The organism is bacterium, assembly GCA_020444325.1.
Taxonomy (GTDB): domain Bacteria; phylum Bacteroidota; class Ignavibacteria; order SZUA-365; family SZUA-365; genus BM516.
In genome coordinates this window covers 1-17,922 of record JAHLLD010000017.1, presented here as the reverse complement: position 1 = coordinate 17,922, position 17,922 = coordinate 1, and the positions used below count along the sequence as shown (strand labels likewise).

At 56.6% G+C, this 17,922-nt stretch carries 16 protein-coding genes; 11 read left to right on the top strand and 5 right to left on the bottom strand.

Annotated features, from left to right (window positions below):
- The first annotated feature begins 28 nt into the window (after window positions 1-28).
- Genes KQI65_17040 through KQI65_17030 form a run of 3 tightly spaced genes read left to right on the top strand, consistent with a single transcriptional unit; the run spans window position 29 to window position 3,466 of the window.
- A complete protein-coding gene (locus KQI65_17040) occupies window positions 29-595 on the top strand; it encodes a PepSY-associated TM helix domain-containing protein (GenBank protein ID MCB2206453.1) in 567 nt (188 codons plus the stop codon).
- Between the two features lie 4 nt (window positions 596-599).
- Complete coding sequence (locus KQI65_17035; GenBank protein MCB2206452.1) at window positions 600-1,529, top strand: ABC transporter ATP-binding protein; 930 nt, start codon at window positions 600-602, stop codon at window positions 1,527-1,529.
- Window positions 1,526-3,466, top strand: a complete 1,941-nt coding sequence (locus KQI65_17030) for a DUF2723 domain-containing protein (protein MCB2206451.1) — start codon at window positions 1,526-1,528, stop codon at window positions 3,464-3,466. Before KQI65_17035 ends, KQI65_17030 begins: the two co-directional genes overlap by 4 nt.
- Window positions 3,467-3,504: 38 nt before the next feature.
- Here KQI65_17030 and KQI65_17025 read toward each other — a convergent pair whose 3' ends face one another.
- From KQI65_17025 to KQI65_17005, 5 genes are all read right to left on the bottom strand, one after another.
- Window positions 3,505-3,879 carry an STAS domain-containing protein gene (locus tag KQI65_17025; GenBank protein MCB2206450.1) on the bottom strand — a complete coding sequence of 125 codons (375 nt, stop codon included), beginning with the start codon at window positions 3,877-3,879 and terminating at the stop codon, window positions 3,505-3,507.
- Window positions 3,880-4,126: 247 nt separating this feature from the next.
- Window positions 4,127-4,381 carry a hypothetical protein gene (locus tag KQI65_17020; protein ID MCB2206449.1) on the bottom strand — a complete coding sequence of 85 codons (255 nt, stop codon included), beginning with the start codon at window positions 4,379-4,381 and terminating at the stop codon, window positions 4,127-4,129.
- A 135-nt stretch (window positions 4,382-4,516) separates the two neighbouring features.
- The gene (locus KQI65_17015) at window positions 4,517-5,002 is read right to left on the bottom strand and encodes a hypothetical protein (GenBank protein MCB2206448.1); all 486 of its coding nucleotides are present in this window, start codon (window positions 5,000-5,002) and stop codon (window positions 4,517-4,519) included.
- Window positions 5,003-5,104: 102 nt separating this feature from the next.
- Window positions 5,105-5,722 (bottom strand): YbjN domain-containing protein, encoded by a 618-nt coding sequence (locus tag KQI65_17010; GenBank protein ID MCB2206447.1) that lies wholly within the window; start codon window positions 5,720-5,722, stop codon window positions 5,105-5,107.
- A gap of 33 nt (window positions 5,723-5,755) precedes the next feature.
- A complete protein-coding gene (locus tag KQI65_17005) occupies window positions 5,756-6,424 on the bottom strand; it encodes a PspA/IM30 family protein (protein ID MCB2206446.1) in 669 nt (222 codons plus the stop codon).
- A gap of 189 nt (window positions 6,425-6,613) precedes the next feature.
- Between KQI65_17005 and KQI65_17000 the strand changes: the two genes are divergently transcribed.
- From KQI65_17000 to KQI65_16965, 8 genes are all read left to right on the top strand, one after another.
- Window positions 6,614-8,410: a M28 family peptidase gene (locus tag KQI65_17000; protein MCB2206445.1), complete on the top strand. Its 1,797-nt coding sequence runs from the start codon at window positions 6,614-6,616 to the stop codon at window positions 8,408-8,410.
- A gap of 128 nt (window positions 8,411-8,538) precedes the next feature.
- Window positions 8,539-10,308 carry a M28 family peptidase gene (locus tag KQI65_16995; GenBank protein MCB2206444.1) on the top strand — a complete coding sequence of 590 codons (1,770 nt, stop codon included), beginning with the start codon at window positions 8,539-8,541 and terminating at the stop codon, window positions 10,306-10,308.
- Window positions 10,309-10,580: 272 nt separating this feature from the next.
- Entirely contained in the window at window positions 10,581-12,887 is a 2,307-nt protein-coding gene (locus KQI65_16990; protein MCB2206443.1) for a TonB-dependent receptor, read from the top strand.
- Window positions 12,888-12,932: 45 nt separating this feature from the next.
- Complete coding sequence (locus tag KQI65_16985) at window positions 12,933-13,814, top strand: EamA family transporter (protein ID MCB2206442.1); 882 nt, start codon at window positions 12,933-12,935, stop codon at window positions 13,812-13,814.
- A 103-nt stretch (window positions 13,815-13,917) separates the two neighbouring features.
- On the top strand, window positions 13,918-14,877 hold the full coding sequence (locus KQI65_16980) for a cation diffusion facilitator family transporter (GenBank protein ID MCB2206441.1): 960 nt from the start codon (window positions 13,918-13,920) through the stop codon (window positions 14,875-14,877).
- 2 nt (window positions 14,878-14,879) lie between these two features.
- Window positions 14,880-15,692 carry a zinc transporter ZupT gene (zupT, locus tag KQI65_16975; GenBank protein MCB2206440.1) on the top strand — a complete coding sequence of 271 codons (813 nt, stop codon included), beginning with the start codon at window positions 14,880-14,882 and terminating at the stop codon, window positions 15,690-15,692.
- Window positions 15,693-15,783: 91 nt separating this feature from the next.
- On the top strand, window positions 15,784-16,692 hold the full coding sequence (locus tag KQI65_16970; protein ID MCB2206439.1) for a hypothetical protein: 909 nt from the start codon (window positions 15,784-15,786) through the stop codon (window positions 16,690-16,692).
- A 92-nt stretch (window positions 16,693-16,784) separates the two neighbouring features.
- Window positions 16,785-17,861 (top strand): M20/M25/M40 family metallo-hydrolase, encoded by a 1,077-nt coding sequence (locus tag KQI65_16965; GenBank protein MCB2206438.1) that lies wholly within the window; start codon window positions 16,785-16,787, stop codon window positions 17,859-17,861.
- Window positions 17,862-17,922: the final 61 nt, after the last annotated feature.

Sequence of the window (17,922 nt, the reverse complement as noted above, 5' to 3'; positions counted from 1 at the left end):
TTCCCACTCACATCACAGTATGCCCAGCATGAAGCTTTCTCATCGTATACGTCTCTGGAATCAGGCGATTCATCGCGACCTCGGCTATTTTTTCGCGGCCATGACCGTGATATACGCACTATCCGGCATCGCCCTCAATCATATCAAGGAGTGGGATCCGAATTACGAAATCACAAGGCAGGAGGTGCAGGTCGAAAGCGGCATCCAGCGTGCGTCGTTTGACCGTGACGCCGCGCTCGAACTCCTGTCCGCGTTCGATGAGGCGGACAATTACAAAAAACACTATTTTCCCGATGACGCCACTGTAAAGATTTTCCTTGATGGTGGATCGCTGACTGTGGATATGTCCAGCGGTGTGGGCGTTCTTGAACATGCGCGCCGTCGCGCGGTGTTCTTTGAAGTGAACTATCTGCATTACAATACTCCTCGGCAGCTCTGGACCTGGTTTTCCGACATTTTCGCCGGGGCGCTCGTTGTGCTCGCCATCTCCGGACTCTTCATCCTCAAGGGGAAAAAAGGTATTTCCGGCCGCGGTGCATGGCTGACCGCAGCCGGCATTCTCGTCCCCATGATTTTCCTCATTCTTTATCTCTGATCTTATGCCGGAAACAGACATCGTTCTTCGTACCCAGGGACTCGGAAAAAATTACGGCAAACGCGTCGCCGTTGAGGGACTCGATATCGCCGTACAGCGCGGAGATATTTACGGCTTCCTCGGTCCCAATGGCGCGGGGAAAAGCACCACGATCCGCATGGTGCTGTCGCTGATCGCTCCTACCCACGGTCGACTCGAACTCTTCGGGAAAGATGTCAGGGAAGACCGCAGCGTGCTGGCGAAGGTGGGGGGACTCGTTGAGCGTCCGGACTTTTACCTCTATCTGAGTGCCCGCAAAAATCTTGAAATTGTTTCAGCACTGTACGGGGATGTGGACCACACGCGTATCCGGGAGGTGCTCAAAATCGTCGGCCTCGCCGACAGGGCCGGGGATCGGGTGAAAGCCTACTCGCATGGCATGAAGCAGCGGCTCGGCATCGCACAGGCGCTGCTGCCGACCCCGGAACTGCTTATCCTCGATGAACCGACAAACGGACTCGATCCGCAGGGAATGAAGGAAGTGCGGGAGCTCATACTCAGGCTGAACCGCGAGCACGGGATGACGATTTTTCTTTCTTCTCATCTTCTGCATGAAATCGAGCAGGTGGCCACGAGGATGTGCATCCTGCATCAGGGCAGGCTCGTCGTGCAGGGGAGTGTGCAGGATCTGCTCGGTGAGGACAGCATCAGCGTACGCATCTCCGCGCAGCCGCTCGATCAGGCGCATGCGCTGCTCGAAGGTATGGAGTGGGTGCGTGAACTTCGTACGCAGGACGATGAAATTTCCTGTGTGCTCGCCGACGGCGACCTGGCGCGCACCAACGCGGCGCTCGTGAATGCGGGCATCGCTGTCGCATCGTTTGCGCCGCGGCGTTCCCTGGAAGACTATTTTCTCAACATCACCGAAATGCCTGAAGGAGAGAAGAAGTCATGACGGAAACCCGCCGCCTGCGGTGGTTCGCATCGCTCGCCGTATTTCTGCTCTGTCTGATCGTTTACGTGCTCACCCTGGCACCCTCCATGGATTTCATTGATGCAGGCGAGCTATCGGCCGTTGCGCACACCTGGGGAATCGCGCATCCTACCGGCTATCCTCTCTTCACGCTGCTCGCAGGTCTCTGGGCGAACCTTCCGCTGGGTGACGGCATTTATCGCATGAACCTCTTCGCCGCGATCCTGAGTGCAGCGGCGGCGGGTGTGACAGTACAATGGTTGTATGTGTTGCTGACCGTACCGGTGAAAAGAAAGAGGGGGGTGGCAAAGAAACAGAAAAACGCGAAGAAGTCGGCCTCTTCTGTCCGGTCAACGTCCGTAACCCCGGGCGGCATGCTGCCGCTCGCTGCCGCGTTCGCCGGCGCCCTGCTGCTTGGTCTCTCGGGCACGTACTGGCGTACGGCGCTGAGCATCGAAGTGTATCCACTTCATGTGTTCATGCTGTCACTGCTGCTCTGGCGCAGTGCGGTATTGTTCTTTGTGCCTGAGAGCGAAAGTGACACTTTTCGCAGGCGCCTGCTCGTTCTCGCGCTTCTGCTGGGATTGTCATTCGGCAATCATATGAGCACGATTTTTCTCCTCCCCGCATTCGCTGTCCTTCTCGTATGGCAGCATGGAAAGCGGGAAGGGTTCTGGCGCGATGTCGCAGTTGCCGTGCCGGTGTTTGCCGCGGGACTCCTGCCATACCTGTATCTGCCGCTGCGTGCAGCGTCCGATCCGTGGCTGAACTGGGGAGATCCTGTGACACTCAATGCGTTGTACCGGCATGTTTCCGGGGCGCAGTACAGCGTGTGGATGTTCTCGAGCGCAGCGGCCTGGCAGAAGCAGTTTGCCTACGCGTTCACGGCATTCACGCGTGACATGGTCTATGCCGGCTTTGCAGCTGCCGTGATCGGCGCGTTCCTGAGCTGGAAACGCGGTGCCCCGCTGGCCGCGTATCTTCTACTGCTCTTTCTCACCTGTCTCGTCTGGGCATCAGGCTATGACATCCACGATATCGACAGCTATTTTCTGCTGGCGTTCTTTGTTCTCGCCATCTGGGCATCCTTCACCATTGCCGAACTCCCGTCGATGGTCGCGAAAGGAATGTCCGCGACCGCAGGCACTGCCATCGTCGGGGCCCTGCTGGTGTTTCCACTGCTGCTCAACGCATCCAGGGTCTCACAGGCCGGGAATACCCTGGTTGAGGATTATACCCACGGGGTATTCGCTTCCCTGCAGAAAAATGCGCTGATAATCTCCTATCAATGGGATTACTGGGTGTCGGCCAGTTACTACTACCAGCTGGTGGAAAACCTGCGTCCCGACGTGATTGTGCTGGACAAGGAATTGTTTCGCCGTTCCTGGTATCTCGAGCAGCTGCGCAACAATCATCCCGCACTTGCGGCGCTGGTGAAGGACGAGCTGGAACGTTTCGAAGTTGAGCTCGCAAAATTCGAAGAGGGGCGGCCCTATAATCCAACCATGATCGAAGCTGCGTATAATGGACTGATCAACGCCATGATTGATCGCAGCTACCCCGAGCGCCCCGTGTATCTGACGATCGAAATGGAAAAGCAGTTTGGTGAGGGGTATGAGCGTGTTCCCGAAGGACTCGCATTCCGCCTGTACCGGCCCGAGGATGTTCCGCCGCCGAACGAGCTGTTCTGGCCTGATCTGCGCTTCCGGAACTTCGTGAGCGATGAACGGCTGGTCCCTGCGATCAAGGAACTCTATGCCAACATGATCAGCAATCGCGGGATTTACCTGTCGCAGCACGGGATGTATGCGGAAGCGGACGCGAGGTTTGATCAGGCACTGGAAGTTCTCCCCGGCAGCAGCGCCATTCTGGGCTGGAAAAAAAGAAACGCCGCCGCTTCCGCGACGGCGCCACAATAACAAACAACGTTGGGGTGAGAGAGGATTGCGATGACGGGTTACGCCTCCTCGCTCTTTTTCCCGCTGATCGGATCCACAATAAAGCTGGCGACGGCCCGTTCGGTGGATTCAAAGGTTTTGAACACTTTGATCAGCTGGGTGATCATGAACAGACTTTTGATCTTCTCCGTGACATTGGCGATGCGCATGTCGCCGCCGCTGTTGTTAACGCTGGCAAGCGCCGAAATCAATGCACCGAGACCGGAGCTGTTGAGCCATTTAATCTTTGAGACGTCGAGGACGATTTTCAGGAAGCCGTCGCGCACGAGATCTTTGATCTTGTCGCGGAACTCCGAAGTTTCGGGTTCGCCCATGAGGTTGCCCCGCATGGAGAGAACCACGACATCCCCTTCGATCTGTTCTTTAATCTGCATTGCGTGCCTCGTATAGTGATAGATTGTATTTACGTTTTTTCTTTTGCTGTAGAATGAACAAGATGTGCGAATTCACAGTTTCCCTGCCACGTGCAGCTGCCGCAATTTGCTTCAGCCCGTGCAACATGGCTGAAACAGCGCGGACAGCGGTCCGTCATCGGATTCGTGATGACAAAACCGCACTGGGGACAACTCCGCTGTTCGTTCCGCAATTTTTCTTCATGCGTGCGTTCGTTTTGCACACTCATCAGTTGCCGTCACTTTCTCCGGCCTGCAGAGCATTCGTGATGCGTCGCAATGCTTCCGCCTTATCGATAAGCATGCGAGGCTGGGCGACGTGGATTGCCTCCTCCACACTGGGAAGTTCGCCTTTCAGATACAGAAAAACATGATACCCGAGGCGGTTGCGGTCATTCGCTTCCACGACCGGGACATTCTCCACTGCGTTGTAGGCTTGTCGTTCCAGGCTGTCGTCGGGCCACTGCTGAATCGCTGCGGGCATGCGATGCTCCTTCTATATAATGGATCTGTTGCCGGTTTACGAAATCCGTTAATACATGTCAATATGGGAGTTTTCACGCAATTTGTCAAAATGCCAGGGCCGTGAGATCGCCGCGCAGCAGGAAGAGCGCTTCAATCAGAAGACGTATCCGATACCGACATGCAGTGGCAACCCGAAGCCATACATCCAGGCAGCACCTGCGCGCCAGAACCATCCGCTTCGCCGGGGCAGGGTTCGGAAGCCCACGCTGACCGCAGGGAACACATGCAATCCCAGATCGTAGCGCTCGTCGCTGAACGTGAGGCCGAAATTCGTGCGCATTACTGATATCCCGGCGGACCATTCAAACTTGTATATCCCACGGCTCATGAAATTCACCATGGCGGAGCCACCATACCCTTCGATATCTGCCAGTATCGTCGTGACGTAAGGCGCACCGAATCCAAAACGGAAACTGGTGCGTTCTGAGACAATGATTTCATAGCCCACCTCGGGACTGCCATACAGCATCAGGCCGGAGTACTCCAGGGATACAGCGTGTCGCGTTTGATGCTGTGCCGGAAGCGGTGAAAGGGGAGTGAGCATCATGACAACACTGAGAAGCGTGAGGCTTCCGTGCATGCATGGCTTCCCCCGGTGCATCACCGATCGCAGCATGACTGGCTCCTTGGTGACGAAATGAAACAGGGGCCGCACTGGCCCCTGTACTCAGTAGAAAACGCGTTATTTCTTCTTTGACGCTCTTTTAGGTGGCGCAGCCTTTTTCCGCGGCACGGCTTTTGTGCTGCTCTTCTTTGTGGGCGTCGCTTTTTTCTTCGCCGGTGCTTTCTTTCCGACGCTTGCTTTTTTCGTCGAGGCGTTACGTTTGCGCTTGCCGGGTGAGGGACTGTCGGTGTCCATGATGCCGATGGCGTCGACGGCCCGGAGTCCGCCAGACATCGCCCGTATCTCATCATCCGTTTCATCGGCGACGAAGGCCACGGTCGCAATCGTGGTACGGAGTTCGTTCGGATCGAGGTTGGCGCCCGCGATGCTGTGGCTGAAGACGATAGTGTCGTCGAAAAGCAATCCATATGCCCCGATGGGATAGGTGGCATTGCGGCGCATGAGCAGACCAAGAACCTTCGGTCCGATCTTCGCACCCTGCACGACGTACGAGAGCGCATTGACGATGCAGTCGTTTTTGCTCAGGGGTTTAACGGATACATGCACTGCTGCGGAGCCACGGCGGATGATGAACGACTGCTCCACTTCTTCGACCATGTTTTTGTAATTCCGCCCGTAAATCTCCTTGAGGTACCTCTTTACCTTCACACGGGTTGACGTGACGATATTTGCCATACTCGTTGCTCCTTGCGCTATCTGTTTCCGGAATTACTTTTTCTCTGCAGCCGCCTTGAGCAGCGCAAGTTCTTCTTCGACCGAATCGCCGGCTTCGAGTTTCGCGAATTCCTCCTCGACTGAGGTTGTGTCGCCTGCGAGTTCCGCCATGGCTTCAGCTTCACTTTCCGCTTTGAGCACTTTCTGCTCGTACTTATCAAAGTTCGCGAAGGCGCCGTCACCTATGCCCGCAAGTCCTGAAGAGATCTGCTTTTTCGCCTTTGCCGCCTGATGCCGCGCGATGAGCGTTCCCTCGCGCACCCGCGCTTCGTCGAGCTTGGCCTTCAGCTGGTCGAGTTGACTGCGCATGGTGGTTGAGGTGTTTTTGGCCTCAGCCAGCGGGGCCTCGAGATCGGTCGCGGCTTTATCGAACATGTTCTTTTTCTCGAGGGCCTGCCGGGCCAGATCGTCGCGTCCGGCATTCACCGCCTTGACGGCGCGATCCTGCCACTTCGCTGCCAGTTTTTTCTTTTCAGCATGCTGGCGATCCAGCTGCTTCTCATTGGCTATTGCAGCACCAACCGCGGTGGTGGCCTTGTTGACAGCCTCTTCCATCTCGATGACCATCTGCTTGATCATTTTCTCCGGATCTTCTGCCCGATCGAGAATGTCGTTGATATTGGCTTTGAAAATATCCGTAATGCGGGAAAAGATACTTGCCATGCGTAACCTCCTGGACTCTGGAATACGTGATTGCCTGGATGAAATGAATATATGATAATCCCGCGTCTTTTTCACCGTGCATCGCTTGCAGGTATTCCCTCAGAAGCGCTGGCAAAAGGATCCCGGAAACATGATTGTGCAAATTGGTGTTTATATTGCATCCATTCTGTCATCAAGGATAATGCTGATATGAAAACTTCTCTCTCTCTCCTGCTGCTGCTCGCTTTCACCATCCCCGCGTTCGCGCAGAGCGGTGCGCAGGAACTGCCGCCGGTGTCCATCGCATCGGATCCGGATATTACAGGTGCGGAGCTGCGCAGGCACATCGAATGGCTGGCTTCGGATGAACTCGAGGGACGTGGAACCGGGACGCCATCGATCGACCTCGCCGCCGAATACATCGCGCGGGAGTTTCGCAGGTACGGACTCGAACCGGGCGGGGAGAACGGGACGTATTTTCAGACGTTCGAGGTCATCACCGGTGCAGCCTCATCGAACAACACCCTGGGTGTGTCGCCGGGTGGGGGTACGCTGCAGCCTGTCGATACCATGCAGTTCATGCCGTATGCATTCTCCAGTTCAACCGCGTTCGAGGGACCACCGGTGTTCGCCGGGTATGGTATCGTCACGCCGAATGAGAAGACGAACGATTATGAAGGGCTGGATGTCGAGGGCAAGGTCGTGATCGTGCGCGCGGGATATCCGGACGATGCGGATCCGCACAGCAGTGTGCCGATGTTCGCCTCCGCGCGCAGCAAGGAGCTGCTGGCGCGTGAACGCAACGCCGCCGCGCTGCTGATCATTCACGACAACGAGGCGAAGCTCCGTCAACTGCATTACGATGGCGCAGCGACATCCTCCGGAATACCCGTTGCGCGCATCAGTCCCTCCGCGGCAAAGCAGCTTTTTGCTGCCGCGGGCATGAGCGGAAGCCTTGAGGACATATACGCGGGCGGTAGCAGGGCCATGGCGGACGCGGACTGCGAAATTCGCGGAAGCTTCAATGTCTCTCTCGTGCGGAAAAAGACGCGCAACGTACTCGCCTTTTTGCCCGGCACCGATGATGCGCTGAAAGACAAGGTGTTCGTCGTCGGCGCGCATTACGATCATCTCGGATGGGGACAGGAGGGGAGCCTTTACCGTGGCACGGAACCGCAGATTCACAATGGTGCGGATGACAACGCATCGGGAACTGCCGGAGTGCTCGAACTGGCGGAATATTTCAAGGCGCATCCGACCGAGCACAGCTTGCTGTTCATGACCTTCAGCGGTGAAGAGATGGGACTGCTCGGTTCCGCACATTTCGCGGACGCCCCGACAATCCCTCTCGAGCATATCCAGGCCATGTTCAATCTCGACATGGTGGGACGACTGGAAAAGGATACCCGGCGTCTGAACGTCCAGGGCATCGGGACCTCGCCGGTGTGGAAAGAAATGGTAGAAGAGGAAAACGATGACGAGAATTTTGATCTGGCACTTATCCAGGATGGGCAGGGGTCAAGCGATCACTCGTCCTTCTACGCAAAGAACATCCCCGTCCTGTTCTTTTTTACGGGACTGCATACGGATTACCATCGTCCCACCGACGACGCGGACCGTGTCAACTACGTGGGTGAAACGGAAGTGGTCAACTATGTGCGTGAATTGGTGGAGCGGGCGGATGTGCTCGACAGCATTCCCTTCACCCGCGTAGAGACGCCCAAGGAGAAGCGCGTCGCACGTTTCAACGTCTATGTCGGGACCATCCCTGATTACGCGCACACCGAGGGCGGCTTCAGAATTACCGGGACCAGCCCGGGGAGTCCGGCTGAAAAAGCCGGCCTGAAAGGTGGCGACATCATGATCAAATTCGGTGAAACGGAAGTGGGCAATATTTATGACTACATGACAGCGATGAGCCGTCATAGTCCCGGCGAAACCGTGCCCGTCATCGTCAAGCGCGGTGACGAGGAACTGACGCTTGACGTGGATCTGGTCAGCAAGTAACTGCCGCGCGGGATTTGACGAAGGCCCGAATTCGGGATTATCCGTGCTCCATATCGGATTTCTTGTGTACCTTTAGGCTGCACTGTTGTGCAGTCTAAAGGTTTTTTTATTTCGATTCCGGATTCGGTATGTCTCCTACACGTTTTCTCGCCTTTTTCGCCGCCTGCATCGTTTTCCCTGGCATTCTTGTCGCCCAGGTATCGCAGGAGATCACTGCGGACGAACTGCATGCGCATGTCAGCTACCTCGCTTCCGATGCGCTCAAAGGACGCCATCCCTCGGACCCGGGCGCGCTCAAGGCTGCTGAATACATCCGCAGTCAGTTTCGCGATGCCGGTGTTCGCCTGCTGGCCGACGATGGCTTCCAGCATTTCCCCATCATCATCGATATTTCCGCTGGGACACAATCGTCGCTGCAGATAGGTGAGACGAAAGCGGTGCTGCAGAAGGATTTCATCCCTCTGTCGTTTTCAGCAGAGAAGTCGCTGCGTGCCGGTGTCGTGTGTGTGGGATACGGCTTTGATTATGAGCTGGACTCGAGTGCATGGCATGACTATCACGGACGTGAAGTCGACGGGCACTGGGTGCTGATACTGCGTGGCAGTCCCGACGAAGACAGCGGCGACTTCGACCCCTTTTCCTCATTGCGGAAAAAGGCTCTTGTTGCCATGGATCACGGCGCCGCCGGCGTACTGTTCGCCTCCGGTCCGGCTTTCCAGAAAGAGGATGCGCTCGTCGAGCTGAACTACCAGAAGCAGGAAGCTTCGATGGATATTCCCGTACTCAGCATTTCGCGTGCGTTGGCGGATCAGCTGCTCAGTGGGATGAGCGTGGCGGAGCTGGAAGCGAAACTGAATACGGAACGAGCACCGGTTTCATGCGAAACCACCGGTATGGTTGCCGGGAATGCGCAGCTGAAGCGACACAGTGTGGACGGCGTTAACGTCGTCGGTGTGATCGACGGGAGCGATGCGGAACTCGCCGGTGAGTACGTTATTGTGGGAGCGCACTATGATCATCTCGGAATGGGAGGCCCCGGTTCCGGCTCGCGCGCTCCCGATACTGTCGCTGTGCACAATGGGGCGGACGATAATGCATCCGGTACAGCCGCGGTGATCGAGATCTCTGAGCGCATCGCCGCGCATCCGCTTCCGCGTCCCGTGCTCGTGGTATGCTTCACCGCCGAGGAAATGGGGCTGCTCGGGTCGAAATACTTCGTCGCCAATCCCCCGGTTGATCTCGGGAAGACCGTGCTCATGTGCAATCTTGACATGGTGGGACACATGAAGGAAGGGGAGAAAACGCTGAGTATCGGTGGAACGGGGACGGCAACGGGACTCGAAGACATGGTGAAAAGCGTGGTAGAGAAAGACGGATTTACCGCCACGATGTCGCCTGAGGGCTATGGTCCCTCTGACCACGCATCCTTTTACACGGAGAATATTCCGGTTCTCTTCTTTTTCACAGGTATTCATGAAGACTACCATCTGCCATCGGATGATACGGAACTCTGCAATTTCCCGGGCGAGAAACTCGTCGCCGATCTCGTGACAGATATCATCACTGCTGTTGCCACCCGCAGTGATGCACTGGTCTATGCGGAAGCGGGACCGAAAAGTCGTCCCCCTGCATCCAAGCGCTTCAAAGTCACGCTCGGCATCATGCCCGACGTTTCGGGAAGCGGGACCGAGGGACTCCGCGCCGATGCTGTAATCGACGGTCGTCCCGCCTCGCGCGCAGGTATGAAAAAGGGTGACGTCATCGTCGCCATGGAAGGCAAACCGGTGAAAGACATCTACCAGTACATGGATCGCCTGTCGGAATTCAAGTCCGGCCAGCGCATCAGCGTGGATGTCATGCGTGACGGAAAGAAAGTGGTGCTTATCGTCGAGCTGTAATCCACCAGGGTAACGTTCGTCATACACACCCCGTGGCGGCCGGATTCCCATTTCGGGAGAAAGCCGTTGGCGGGAAGTAAAAGTCATTGTATTTTTGTGATGTACGCCGGTGTGAGGACGCCGGTGAGAGATACAGAGGATGTCAACACCATGGCTGCGGCTGCAGTGCCGTCCCCACGTGGCATTGTATTGCGCAGGATCCTGCACCCAGGAGGACGCTGCGATGGATGCGGTCATGAAGGTTGTCACACAGTTGTCGCAAAGGTTCTCTCATGCACCGCATTTCCTCACGAATTCTCCCCATCCTGATTCTCCTTTTTTCCCAGTACTCAGCCACAGTTCCACTTTCGGCGCAGTCTGCCGCCGGGCTCGAAGGCCATGTCCTCGACGCACAGGGAAATCCCCTTGAAGGCACGCATGTACGTGTCGAAGGCTGTACGAGCGGAACAATCACCAATCCGGACGGAAGCTTTCTTCTGACCGGACTCCAACCGGGTCGCGTCATCCTTCGTATTTCACATGTCGGATATGCTCCCTTGCAGAGGCAGGTCACCCTTTCTTCCGGCAGCCGCGCGCAGGTGGAAGTCCGGTTGCAGCCGCGCAGCGTGGAGCTCGGTGCCGTGACGGTAACGGCTACACGTATGCATGACCTGCTGAGGAATATCCCCCAGCCTGTTTCCGTGATCGCGGCGCGGACGCTGTTCGAACGGCAGCCGGTAAGCGTTCCGGATGCGCTGGATGCCGAAGCGGGCCTTCAGCTTGTGCGGGACGGTGTGTGGGGAACGGACATCGCCATTCGCGGACTGCAGCGTGCGAACGTGGTTACGCTCATCGATGGTGTGCGCATCGAAACAGCTACCGCGCACGCAGCGGGGATGTCGCTCGTCGATGTCTCCGATGTCCGCCGCATTGAAGTACTGCGTGGCGGCTCCTCCAGCATGTACGGCAGCGGAGCGACGGGGGGAGTGGTGCAGATACAGACCAGGAGCGGCGGATTCTCGCCCGTTCTGCAGTTCGCGGGAACCGTGGAAAGCGGAATCGCCACGGTCAATAACGCTGCGGATGCTGCACTGTCGGTCGATGCGATGGCCGAACGGTGGTATCTCCATGCGCATGGCAGGCTGCGCGCAGCGGAGGATACGCAGACACCGGATGGCGTACTCCGGGATTCACGTTTTCACGACAACAGCATCGCTGTCGCGGGAGGAATGCGCATCACCGAAGCGCAGCAGTTCCGGGTTCGCTGGCAGCGCATGCGAGCGGAGGATGTCGGTATTCCCGGTGGCGCGTCTTTCCCGGAGTTTGCATCTGCCCGTTACCCCGATGAGGAGCGCGAAATGTTCTCCGCGGAGTACGTTATTGATCCCCTTGGCAGTGTCATGCAGCGGCTGTCCCTGGCCGTCGCCCGGCAGCGCATCGACCGAAACGTGGAGATTATCCCAAATCCGGCGGTCACCCTTCGTCCCTCAGCCGAACACGACATGTGGAGTACACAGGCCACGGCACATTTGCAAATGGGATCACACACTGTGCGAAGCGGCGTTGATGCCTGGCAGCGAAGGTATGAGGGAATTCGGCTGCGGGAGATCGCGGCAAACAACACAACGATCGCCGATCTGCCTCTGCCGGTAGCGCGTTTCCGATCAGTCGGACTGTTTGTGCAGGACGATGTGCCGCTGGTCAGTGAACGGCTGCGGCTCTCAGCCGGGGGACGTCTCGACGCCATCCATGTCGAAAACGACGAAGCATACGATCTGCAGTATATTATCCGGGATGGAGTACGAACGGCTGATCCTCCCTCACGATCGCTGCGCTGGCCGGCTGCAACGTCGGATGAGCTGTCATGGAGTGCGCATGCCGGGCTGCTGTGGCAGGCGACGGATGCGACTGCACTGACACTCAATCTCTCCCACGCATTTCGCGCACCATCTCTCGAAGAACGCTATCAGTATATCGAGCTCGGCGCGGCCACGTATGTGGGCGACCCTGACCTGGCGGCGGAAAAAGGCAGCATGGTTGATCTCGGACTCCGCCTGGAACTGCCGGACGCAGCCCTGCGCGTCAATGGCTATCTGCGCAGCATGCGTGATCTTGTCGTGGATGCCAAGCTGAGCGATACACTGTACAGAAAGGAAAATGTCGGTGAAGCTGTGATTTACGGCTTTGAACTGGCAGGGGAGTACCGGCTGTTCGGCCGCGCTACCGCCTACGCATCGATTGAATATCTGCGGGGACGTGATACAGGCCTTGATGAGGATCTCCCGCAGATGGCGCCGTTCGGCGGACGGCTCGGACTGCGTGGCAATATTGCCGATGCAGTCGAAGCCGATGTCTTCACGAGTTTCGCAGCCGATCAGCGTGACGTCGCTCCAGGCGAGCTGGCAACACCCGGCTATGTATTGCTTCATCTGCGGCTGCGCAGTCTGCCGATTAGCCTCGGCGGGCTGCGATTGCAGCTCCTCGCCGGAGTCGACAATCTACTTGATCAGAGTTGGCGCAGACATCTCTCCACACTGCGTGGAATCATCGTCAGCGAACCCGGCCGGAATTTCATATTGCGGCTGCGCCTGCACTGGTAACAGCGTCTTTTTCATCCCACGAGATATCACCTTCGAGGAAAACAGGTGCTCTGGTTCAGTCTCGCATTCCTTTCCGCCGCACTCTCCGCGGGTGCCGCGATCACGCAGAAGAAAATTCTCTTCTCCCGCGGAGCGCTCGATTTTTCCGTACGCCTCTCACAGCTGACACTGCTGCTCACGCTGCCGGTGCTTCCCTTTATCAGTTTCGATGCCGTGCAGGGGACAGCGGTACTCCTTCTTTTTGGCAAAACCCTGCTCGGCGCCCTCGCATTTCTGAGTGTCATGCAGGCGATCAAGACGCACGAACTCAGCGAGGCACTGCCGCTGATGGTGCTGACGCCGGGACTCGTTGCGCTCACGGCATTCTTGGCACTGGGAGAGGCGCTGGATGTTGCGCAGATCGCAGGGATGTTGCTTCTGCTCGGTGGTACCTACCTGCTGGAAATGCGCGCGGGGAGTTCACCGCTGCATCCTTTCCGCGTTTTCTTTTCCTCGCGTCAATATTTCCCCATCGTGGCTGCCTTGCTGCTGTTTACGACGACATCGGTGCTCGACCGTTATCTGCTCACCGATCTGCAGATGCCGATACTTCCGATGCTGCTGTTCCAGAATCTCTTTCTCGCACTGCATCTGAGCCTCATCGCGCTGATCATGCGGCGCTCCGCGCTGCCATGGCGCGGTGATGATACACAAAAGGATTTGCTGTTGATTCTTCTCGTCGCACTCTGTACGCTGGGTTACCGCTTCTCACAGATCGCGGCAGTGAGCCTGGCACCGGTCGCTCTCGTCCTTGCCGTCAAGCGGCTCTCGGTGTTTCTGGCCGCAATGACCGGAGGCAAACTGTTCCGTGAAACCGATCTGGGGCGCAAGGCGGTTGCCATCCTGCTGCTGCTGGCGGGCGCTGCGCTCATCGTGCACTGGTGGTGACCGCGTTTCAGTGGCGGACGCCCCAGCGTTTTTGGGTGTGGCGGCTGAATTCGTATGTTGAACAGGACAGACAGTATTCGTTCACAAACAGGAACTCGGTCCGATGGGACACGGCCACGACCACGGCCATCATGATCATGGGAGCAGCGGGGCAATAGGTTTTGCCTTCTTCCTCAACCTGTTTTTCGCAGTCGCCGAAATCTTCGGGGGATTGTGGACGAACTCCCTTGCAATTCTTTCGGATGCGCTGCATGATCTCGGCGACAGTCTCATTCTCGGTCTGAGCTGGTTTCTGGAACGCTATTCCGGGAAAGGACGCACTCTCCGCTACAGCTACGGGTATCGCCGATTTTCTCTGCTCGGCGCATTGCTCAATGCGGTTGTTCTGATAGCGGGTTCCGTGTTCATCATCGTTGAGGCCCTGCCCAGACTCGCCAATCCGGAAAACCCGAACGCGCAGGGCATGATGTGGTTTGCCATCGGCGGTGTGCTGCTCAATGGCATCGCGATGCTGCGTTTGCGCAGCAAGGGGAAGTCGATGAACGCCCGTGTGGTCGCATGGCATCTGCTCGAAGACGTTCTCGGTTGGATTGCCGTCCTCATCGTCAGCATCGTGATGCAGTACTGGGACGTTCCCATTCTCGATCCCATCCTCTCACTGATGATCGCATCGTACATCCTGTACTACAACGTCTTTGTGAATTTCAACAAGACCATCAAGCTGTTCCTGCAGGCGGTGCCTGATGAAATCGATACCACGACGATGGAGAAGGCGATTCTCAGCGTCCCGCATGTGCAGTCCGTACACCACATGCACGTCTGGTCGCTGGATGGCGAGCGACATGTCCTCTCTGCGCACGTGGTGGTCGATGCGGGCATATCCCTCGATGAATCGCTGCAGATCAAGATGGAAGTAAAGCGCATCATCCTGCGCAACGATATCGAACATCTCACCATTGAAATAGAGTTTGAAGATGAGCAGTGCGTGATGGGCGACGAATGGCATTCCGCCCCCGGCACAGCCTCGCGGGAAAGGGACACTACCGACAACAGCCTGGAATAATCATGCAGGATTCCCCTCTGCTCTTCGCCTTTGGCCTGACAGTATTTGCCGGACTCTCCACGGGCATCGGTAGTGCGCTGGCATTTTTCGCCAGGCGGACCAATACAAAATTCCTTTCCATCTCCATGGGCTTTTCCGCCGGCGTGATGATTTATGTCTCCATGGTGGAAATTTTTGTGAAGGCCAAGGATGCACTCGTTTCCTCAATGGGTGTGGTCGATGGCAACTGGGCGACCGTCGGCGGCTTCTTCGGCGGGATCGCACTCATCGGCATCATCGATAAGCTCGTGCCCTCGGCTGAAAACCCCCATGAAATGCACATGGTGGAGGAGATGTCGAAGGATGAAAAGCCGACGGACTACAGCCGGCTGTATCGCACGGGAATGTTCTCCGCCCTGGCCATTGCCATTCACAATTTCCCGGAGGGACTCGCAACATTCCTCTCGGCCATACAGGACCCCGCGCTTGGCGTGGCGATCGCCGTCGCTATCGCCATACACAATATCCCGGAAGGGATCGCAGTTTCCATCCCCATTTTCTACGCGACGAATAACAGGAAGAAGGCATTTGGCCTGAGTTTTCTGTCCGGTCTTTCTGAGCCCGTGGGTGCGCTGCTGGGTTACTTTCTGCTTCGCAGCTTCTTCAGTGATGTGCTGTTCGGCGTGGTATTTGCGTCCGTCGCAGGCATCATGGTGTTCATCTCTCTCGATGAACTGCTGCCCGGCGCACGCGAATACGGCGAGCACCATCTATCCATCTACGGCCTGATAGCAGGCATGGTCGTCATGGCGCTGTCACTCCTCCTGTTTATCTAGGCGTTTTTCACGCTTCCAGACTCCCTACCGGAGATGGAAGGAATTCCGTATGTTGCCTTCATTCAAACGCACAGTCATACAAGGAGCACGCATGAAACGCACTATTCCGATACTCGCATTTATTGTTACCATTCTTTTCACCACGGGATGTATTGAAACACACACCCTCATCCAGCTGAAAAAGGACGGCAGCGGCACGATGAAGGAAACCGTCAAAATGAACAAGGCCGTTGCCGGTATGCTTCAGGGGATGGGAGAATCGATGAAAAACGCGTTCGAGGATCAGGGTGCGGACGATGGCGAGGACATGGAACCGGCCGAATCGCCCGAGCCTCCCGAGCCCATGTTCAGTGAGGAGGAGGTGCGGGAGAAGATGGAAAACATGGGTCCGGGTGTTGAGCTGCTGGCCTATGAGGACATCGACGAAGGCGGGTCCATCGGATATACCGCCACGTATTCTTTCCCCGACATCAATGAACTCCGTGTGAGCGAAGACCCCGAAAGCTCCATGCCCGCATCCGATGAAGATGAAATCGCCGAGATGGAGATGAGCGAGGAGCAGGGAAAGGACGATTTCCTTCAGTTCCATCTTGCGCCCGGCTCTCCTGCCGAGCTCGAAATCATTATTCCTGAGAAAGAGGAAAAGGAAACAATCGATGTAGAAGTCGCAGACGGCGAAGATGCGGATGGTGGCGAAGGCGAGGACGGCGGACAGGACATGATGGAAAATATTGATATGAAGCAGTTCTTCCGTGGGATGCGCATTTATATTGGAATCGAGTTCGAAGGCAGCATCCAGGAAACCAATGCACATTTCGTCGATGGCAATATCATCACGTTGATGGATGTTGATCTCGATAAAGTCATCGCGCAGGAGGGTGCCTTTGAGGAATTGCAGAAATCGAACAGCATGAATCCCGCGGATGCGCGAGACCTGCTTTCCACCATCCCGGGTGTCAGGGTCGAAACCGAAAACACTGTCAACGTTACGTTCGACTAATTGCTATGGAAACAGGGAGGGGAGATACTTGAATCGAGCTGTATCGCTGCGATTCACGACAATATTGTGGAATACTAGAACAGAGGTCATTCATGTCGGAGCGCATGATTCAGCAATTCATGGATATGGTTCGCATCCCAAGCGAGTCCGGTAACGAAGCCGAAATGATCACATACCTGAAGAAGGAATTCGAATCCCTGGGCGGCGAGGCGGAAACGGATGCGTACGGAAATCTCATCGCCCGTTTCCCGGCGAAGGGCTGCGAAGGTAAGGATCCGATTCTTCTCTCCTGCCACGCCGATACGGTGAAACCCGGAGTGGGAATCGAGCCCGTGCTTTCCGATGGTGTCATCCGTTCCAAAGGCGACACCATTCTTGCGGCTGACGACAAGGCGGGCATCGCGGAAATGCTCGAAGCCCTGCGCATCGCCGAGGTGCGGCCCCCGGTGGAAGTCGCGATCAGTCGGCAGGAGGAAGTCGGTCTGCTCGGGGTGAAGAACCTCGACTACAGCAAACTCACTGCGAAAAAAGGCTTCCTGCTCGACAACGACACTCTTGATACCATTGTCATCGGTGGTCCCTCTTACTTCGCCATTGATGTCGCCATTACCGGACGCGCTGCCCACGCAGGCATGGAACCGGAAAAGGGTATCTCAGCCATCGTTGCCGCAGCGAAGGCCATCAGTGCGCTGCGTCTCGGCCGACTCGACGAAGAGACGACAGCCAACGTCGGGGTGATTGAAGGCGGAATGATTCGCAATGGTGTTCCTGATAAAGCCAGTTTCCTCGCCGAATGCCGTTCGCTCACGCACGAGAAAGCCGATGCGCTCGCAAAAGAGATGGTCGAGATTATCGAGCGGGAAGTGCAGGCCGTCGGTGCCCAGGTAAGTATTGAGGTGAACAACCTCTGCAAAGCCGTCGACATTCCAGAGGATTCCTGGACTGTTGAGATGGCAAAGAAGGCTCTCAAAACCGCTGGCGTCGACGCGACGACAACCTTCATCACGGGCTTCACCGATGCGTCGATCTACAACAATCAGGGCATAGAAATGGCCGTGGTCGGCATCGGCGCACAGCTCGAACACAGTACTGAAGAACACATCTACGTTGCAGACATGGAAAAAGCCCTGCAAATGACCGTAGAACTGCTCAGGCTTTCCGCACAGTAGCAAGGCGAACACGGACAAAACGGACGACACTGATCAGTGGGAACACGGACAAAACGGACGA

Coding starts and splice junctions, on each gene's coding strand:
- KQI65_16970 (MCB2206439.1), top strand. CDS start 15,784: ATGAAACGCACTATTCCGATACTCGCATTTATTGTTACCATTCTTTTC.
- KQI65_17025 (MCB2206450.1), bottom strand. CDS start 3,879: ATGCAGATTAAAGAACAGATCGAAGGGGATGTCGTGGTTCTCTCCATG.
- KQI65_16995 (MCB2206444.1), top strand. CDS start 8,539: ATGTCTCCTACACGTTTTCTCGCCTTTTTCGCCGCCTGCATCGTTTTC.
- KQI65_17010 (MCB2206447.1), bottom strand. CDS start 5,722: ATGGCAAATATCGTCACGTCAACCCGTGTGAAGGTAAAGAGGTACCTC.
- KQI65_17040 (MCB2206453.1), top strand. CDS start 29: ATGAAGCTTTCTCATCGTATACGTCTCTGGAATCAGGCGATTCATCGC.
- KQI65_17020 (MCB2206449.1), bottom strand. CDS start 4,381: ATGCCCGCAGCGATTCAGCAGTGGCCCGACGACAGCCTGGAACGACAA.
- KQI65_16965 (MCB2206438.1), top strand. CDS start 16,785: ATGTCGGAGCGCATGATTCAGCAATTCATGGATATGGTTCGCATCCCA.
- zupT (MCB2206440.1), top strand. CDS start 14,880: ATGCAGGATTCCCCTCTGCTCTTCGCCTTTGGCCTGACAGTATTTGCC.
- KQI65_16980 (MCB2206441.1), top strand. CDS start 13,918: ATGGGACACGGCCACGACCACGGCCATCATGATCATGGGAGCAGCGGG.
- KQI65_17000 (MCB2206445.1), top strand. CDS start 6,614: ATGAAAACTTCTCTCTCTCTCCTGCTGCTGCTCGCTTTCACCATCCCC.
- KQI65_16990 (MCB2206443.1), top strand. CDS start 10,581: ATGCACCGCATTTCCTCACGAATTCTCCCCATCCTGATTCTCCTTTTT.
- KQI65_17035 (MCB2206452.1), top strand. CDS start 600: ATGCCGGAAACAGACATCGTTCTTCGTACCCAGGGACTCGGAAAAAAT.
- KQI65_17030 (MCB2206451.1), top strand. CDS start 1,526: ATGACGGAAACCCGCCGCCTGCGGTGGTTCGCATCGCTCGCCGTATTT.
- KQI65_17005 (MCB2206446.1), bottom strand. CDS start 6,424: ATGGCAAGTATCTTTTCCCGCATTACGGATATTTTCAAAGCCAATATC.
- KQI65_17015 (MCB2206448.1), bottom strand. CDS start 5,002: ATGCACGGAAGCCTCACGCTTCTCAGTGTTGTCATGATGCTCACTCCC.